Below are 5691 nucleotides of genomic sequence, written 5' to 3'. Positions count from 1 at the left end.
CGACCCAGGATTCGTTCTCGGCACGCAGCGCAAGATGGTCGACGCGACCGAACGGAATCTCATCGGCCTCGATCACCGACACGTCCGCGAGCAGGCGGTAGCCCACCTTCGGAATCGTCTCGATGTAGCGCGCCGGCTTGTCGCCATCGGCGAACGCGCGGCGCAGTTCCTTGATCGCCTGGGTGAGCACGTCGGGCGTGGTGACGCGATCCTTCCACACCGTTTCGAGCAGATCGTCGCGGCCGACCGTGTTGCCGGCGTGGCGCACGAGTTCGAGCAGGACCGCGACGGCCTTGCTGGTCACGCGCGACGACTCGCCGGCGCCGATCACGCGCAGCGCGCCGACGTCGACGGCATAGTCGCCGACGCGCAGACGCAGGTTCTGCAGCTTGAGCTGCTCGGCCGAGGGCGAGCGCCGCAGCATGTGCAAATTTGCATTCATCGCTGGGAATCGAAGCAAAAGAACCGAAGAACCGATCGTCCCGGGACGCGACAGAGCTCAGTTTCGTCGCAAACCGCCGCGATTTCAACCGAGCGTCAGGCACTTGCGAAAAAGCCCGGCTTGAGGCCAGGCTTTTCTTCGTTGGGCCATCCTTGGCCGTACTTCTCAATGAAGGCAAGAATCCAATTCAGGTTTTCGCGAACACGAGACGGCCGTGCTCCGCATCGACCGCCACGGTATCGCCCGGCTGGAACTTGCCTTCGAGAATCTCCTTCGCCAGCGGATTCTCGAGCTGCTGCTGGATCGCGCGCTTGAGCGGGCGCGCGCCGAACACCGGGTCGAAGCCGACATTGCCGAGCAGGTCGAGCGCCTTGTCGCTGATCGTCATGCCCAGCTGACGCTCGCCGAGACGCTTGGCGAGGTACGCGGTCTGGATGCGCGCGATCTGGCGGATCTGCTTCTTGTCAAGCGGACGGAACACGACGATCTCGTCGAGGCGGTTGATGAACTCGGGCCGGAAGTGCGCCTGCACGACGCCCATCACTGCCGCCTTCATTTTCGTGTATTCCTCGTCGGTATCGCCGGGCATTTCCTGGATCAGCTGCGAGCCGAGGTTCGAGGTCATCACGATCACGGTGTTGCGGAAATCGACCGTGCGGCCCTGGCCGTCGGTCAGGCGACCGTCGTCGAGCACCTGCAGCAGGATGTTGAACACGTCGTGGTGCGCCTTCTCGACCTCGTCGAACAGCACGACGCTGTACGGCCGGCGCCGCACGGCCTCGGTCAGATAGCCGCCTTCCTCGTAGCCGACGTAGCCCGGAGGCGCGCCGACGAGGCGTGCGACCGCGTGCTTCTCCATGAACTCGCTCATGTCGATGCGCACGAGCGCGTCGGGCGAATCGAATAGGAATTCGGCGAGCGATTTGCACACCTCGGTCTTGCCGACACCGGTGGGACCGAGGAACAGGAACGAGCCGATCGGCTTGTGCGGATCGGACAGACCGGCGCGCGAACGCCGGATCGCATCCGCGACCGCGTGAATGGCTTCGTCCTGGCCGATGACGCGCTTGTGCAGCTCGTCCTCCATGCGCAACAGTTTTTCGCGCTCGCCTTCGAGCATCTTCGACACCGGGATGCCGGTCCAGCGGCTGACGACCTCGGCGATCTCCTCGCCGGTCACCTTCTGCTGCAGCAATTTGAAGCCTTTCGACTCGGCCTCTTGCGCTGCGACGAGCTGCTTTTCCAGTTGCGGGATTCTGCCGTACTGGATTTCGGCGACCTTGGCCAGATCCTGCTTGCGCTGCGCGGCTTCAAGCTCGGCGCGCGCGTTCTCGATCTCCTCCTTGATCTTGGTCGTGCCCTGCACGGCGGCCTTCTCGGCCTTCCACACTTCGTTCAAGTCGGAGAACTCGCGCTCGAGCTTGCTGATGTCGGTTTCGAGATCGGCGAGGCGCTGCTTCGATTCCTTGTCCTTCTCCTTCTTCAGCGCCTCGCGCTGGATCTTGAGTTGGATCAGGCGGCGTTCGAGACGGTCAAGCTCTTCCGGCTTGGAATCGATCTCCATGCGGATGCGCGACGCGGCCTCGTCCATCAGGTCGATCGCCTTGTCGGGCAACTGGCGGTCGGGGATGTAGCGGTTCGACAAGGTCGCGGCGGCGACGATCGCCGGATCGGTGATCTCAACGCCGTGGTGCAACGCGTACTTCTCCTTCAAACCACGCAGGATCGCGATCGTGTCCTCGACGTTCGGTTCACCGACGAACACCTTCTGGAAGCGGCGCTCGAGCGCGGCATCCTTCTCGATGTACTTGCGGTATTCATCGAGCGTGGTCGCGCCGATGCAATGCAGCTCGCCGCGCGCGAGCGCCGGCTTGAGCATGTTGCCCGCGTCCATCGCGCCGTCGGCCTTGCCCGCGCCAACCATCGTGTGCAGTTCGTCGATAAAGAGGATGACCTTGCCCTCCTCCTTCGACAGGTCCTTGAGCACGGCTTTCAGGCGCTCCTCGAACTCGCCACGGAATTTCGCACCGGCGATCAGCGCGCCCATGTCGAGCGAGAGCACGCGCTTGTCGCGCAGGCCTTCGGGCACTTCGTTGTTGACGATGCGTTGGGCGAGGCCCTCGACGATCGCGGTCTTGCCGACGCCGGGCTCACCGATCAGCACAGGATTGTTCTTCGTGCGCCGCTGCAGCACCTGGATCACGCGGCGGATTTCCTCGTCGCGGCCGATGACCGGATCGAGCTTGGACTTCTCCGCGCGCGCGGTCAGGTCGATCGTGTACTTCTCCAGCGCCTGGCGCTGGTCTTCCGCGTTTTCGCTTTCCACCTTTTCGCCTCCGCGCATCTTTTCGATCGCCGCCTCGATCTTCTGTTTCGTTGCACCAGCCGCCTTGAGCGCCTGGCCGACCTCGCCCTTGTCGTCGACTGCAGCGAGCACGAACAGCTCGCTCGCGATGAACGCGTCGCCGCGCTGCTGCGCGAGTTTGTCGGTCAGGTTGAGCAGGCGATTGAGCTCATTGGAGACGTTGATGTTGCCTTCCTGCCCTTTGACCTGTGGCAGGCGTTCGACAGCCTCATTGATGCGCTGGCGCAGCACCGGCACGTTGACCCCAGCCTGGGCGAGCAGCGGTGCGGTCGAGCCGCCCTGCTGGTCGAGCAACGCGGCTATCAAGTGCGCGGGTTCGAGCATGTTGTTGTCGCGGCCCACGGCGAGGCTTTGCGCATCGGCGAGCGCCTGCTGGAAACGCGAAGTCAGTTTGTCTTGTCTCATGACGATTTCCCACAAAACGTATGGATTGTTTTCGCGCGAGCGCGCGAACCTGGTTGAATATTTTCGCGCGGGACGTACGAATGTAGCTGAACTTTTTTCGCGCGAAGCGCGCGAAAATGCGGCACAGAGCCGCAGCTGCATTCCACATGGGTTCGCGACCATGCGATTCAACGTATCGCGAACCCGTGTTCGAGTGAGCATTCATCCATTTTCCGCCCTGCGTTATCGTACGCACTTCGCCTGCCCCTACCAATCCGCCATGCCCGCTTCCCGCGTCCTCGTCTGTCTCGCACTTTTCGTGTCCGCTGCCACCGCATCGGCTGTCTCGCTGTCAACCCAGGAACAAAAGATCGCCGCCGCGGTGGATGCCGACCAGGCCCGCAGCGTCACCCTGCTCCAGCGCCTGGTCGAACAGAACAGCGGCACCTACAGCCTGCAAGGCGTGGAAGCGGTGGCACGCATGCTCACGCCCGAATTCGAGGCACTCGGCTTTCGTGTGCAGTGGAAGCCGTTGCGACAGACCGGGCGAGCCGGCCACCTGATCGCCACCCACGCCGGTTCCGGCAAGGGCAAGCGCATCCTGCTGATCGGCCATCTCGACACGGTGTTCGAGCCGGACAGCCCGTTCAAGGGCTTCCGCCGCGAAGGCACGCGCGCGATCGGTCCCGGCGTCGGCGACGACAAGGGCGGCGACGTGGTGATGCTCACCGCGCTGCGCGCGATGCAGGCTGCCGGCACGCTGCGCGACGCCGACATCGAAGCCGTGCTTACCGGCGACGAAGAAGACGTCGGCAGCCCGCTGACCATCGCGCGCGCCGATCTCATCCAGGCCGGCAAGCGCGCCGACGCGGCGCTGGATTTCGAGAACCTCGCCCAGGAGGACGGACACGACATGGGCTCGATCGCACGCCGTTCGGCCAACGTGTGGACGCTCACCGCGCGCGGCAAGTCCGGCCACAGCTCGACGATCTTCTCGTCATCCGCCGGCGACGGCGCGGTCTTCGAACTCGTGCGCATCCTCGATGCATTCCGCAACGAGCTGCCGGAGCCGAACCTCACCTTCAACGTCGGCCTTCTCGGCGGCGGCCAGGAGGCGACGTTCGACGCCGGAAAATCGCACCTCACGGCCAACGGCAAGGACAACATCATTCCGCCCATTGCCGTCGCCCGCGGCGATTTCCGCACGCTCAGCGCCGAACAGACCCGGCGCGTGCGCGAGAAGATGCAGGCGATCGTCGCGCGCCACCTGGCGCAGACCGACGCCGTGCTGGAGATCGAGGAACACTACCCGCCGATGGCCCCGACCGCCGGCAGCCGCGCGCTGCTCGCGCAACTCAATGCGGTGAACCGCGATCTCGGCCTGCCGGAAATGGGCGAACTCGATCCGCTCAAGCGCGGTGCGGGCGACATCGCCTTCGTCGCCGCCGACGTCGACGGCCTGATCGGCATGGGCGTGGCCGGCAGCGGCAGCCATGCGCCGGGCGAATCCGCCGATCTGGATTCCATCCCGCGCCAGGCCAAGCGCGCCGCTATCCTGATGAGCCGGCTCGCGCTTACGCCGCGCTGACGCCGAGACTCAGGGTTCGATCCACGCAAGCGTCGCCATGCGCCCCGTGCGCTGATCACGGCGGTGAGAGAAAAACGCCTGCGCCTCGCTGATCGTGCAGCGATCGCCGCCGGACACGTCGCGGACGCCGGCATCGGCTAGGCGCTGACGTGCGAGCGCGTACAGATCGACCCGCCAGTGACCCGGACGTGTCGGAGTGAAGGCAACCGCAGCACCGCGATCATGGGCGAGGAACGCATCGCGCACCTCCATGCCGATTTCGTAGGCATCGGGCCCGGCCGCCGGGCCCAGCCAGGCGATGCATTCCCCAAGTGTCGTACGCATTGCCGCGACGGTGACTTCCAGGATTCCGCCCGCCAACCCTTTCCAGCCGGCATGCGCGACCGCGACCTCGCTGCCGTCACGCGCGGCGATCACCACCGGCAGGCAATCCGCGGTGAGGACGGCAAGCACCACGCCGGGCGTCGATGTCACCGCGCCATCCGCCTGCGGCTCTTCCGCGTACGCCTGACCATCGAATCGCACCACGTTCGTGCCGTGCACCTGACGCAACCAGCACGGCTTGCCCGGCAGACCGAGCAGAGGCAGGAGCGCCGCGCGATTGGCCGCGACGACGGCGGGATCATCGCCGCAATGCGCGCCGAGATTGAACGCGTCGAACGGCGCCCGCGATGCGCCGGGCAGGAGCCGCGTCGTCACCGCCGCGCGCACGCGCGCAGACACGGGCCAGTCGGGCACGAGGATCGTGCCCGCCGTGGACGGCGAAGCGGGTGCGCTCATGCGATCGTTACTTGCCGAGCTCGTACAGATAGTCGACGAACGACAGCACAGCACCATCGAGGCCTTCTACCTTCGGATTGCTCGACTCGATGACGTAGTACTCGTCCGGCGCGTGCGCGCCGCTGCCGTGGC

Annotated in this window: 4 protein-coding genes; 1 reads left to right on the top strand and 3 read right to left on the bottom strand. The window is 65.3% G+C overall.

What is annotated here, in order from left to right; all coding sequences use genetic code 11:
• Nucleotides 1-442, bottom strand: a 442-nt coding sequence (locus tag VF497_RS09500; protein WP_330888031.1) for a winged helix-turn-helix domain-containing protein, incomplete at its 3' end; no start/stop codon positions are given.
• Nucleotides 443-629: 187 nt separating this feature from the next.
• Entirely contained in the window at nt 630-3212 is a 2583-nt protein-coding gene (gene clpB / locus VF497_RS09495) for an ATP-dependent chaperone ClpB (RefSeq protein WP_330888029.1), read from the bottom strand.
• Between the two features lie 259 nt (nt 3213-3471).
• On the opposite strand from clpB, the gene VF497_RS09490 reads away from it, so the two are divergent.
• A complete protein-coding gene (locus tag VF497_RS09490; RefSeq protein WP_330888027.1) occupies nt 3472-4779 on the top strand; it encodes a M20/M25/M40 family metallo-hydrolase in 1308 nt (435 codons plus the stop codon).
• A 9-nt stretch (nt 4780-4788) separates the two neighbouring features.
• Here the strand turns inward: VF497_RS09490 and pgeF are convergent, their stop codons facing one another.
• Nucleotides 4789-5559 carry a peptidoglycan editing factor PgeF gene (gene pgeF / locus VF497_RS09485; RefSeq protein ID WP_330888025.1) on the bottom strand — a complete coding sequence of 257 codons (771 nt, stop codon included), beginning with the start codon at nt 5557-5559 and terminating at the stop codon, nt 4789-4791.
• Nucleotides 5560-5691 lie beyond the last annotated feature (132 nt).

Source organism: Rudaea sp. (genome assembly GCF_036383415.1).
Taxonomy (GTDB): domain Bacteria; phylum Pseudomonadota; class Gammaproteobacteria; order Xanthomonadales; family Rhodanobacteraceae; genus Rudaea.
The sequence above is the reverse complement of the archived record's forward strand: the minus strand, read 5'-3'. Positions and strand labels throughout refer to the sequence as shown.

Coding starts and splice junctions, on each gene's coding strand:
- clpB (WP_330888029.1), bottom strand. CDS start 3,212: ATGAGACAAGACAAACTGACTTCGCGTTTCCAGCAGGCGCTCGCCGAT.
- VF497_RS09490 (WP_330888027.1), top strand. CDS start 3,472: ATGCCCGCTTCCCGCGTCCTCGTCTGTCTCGCACTTTTCGTGTCCGCT.
- pgeF (WP_330888025.1), bottom strand. CDS start 5,559: ATGAGCGCACCCGCTTCGCCGTCCACGGCGGGCACGATCCTCGTGCCC.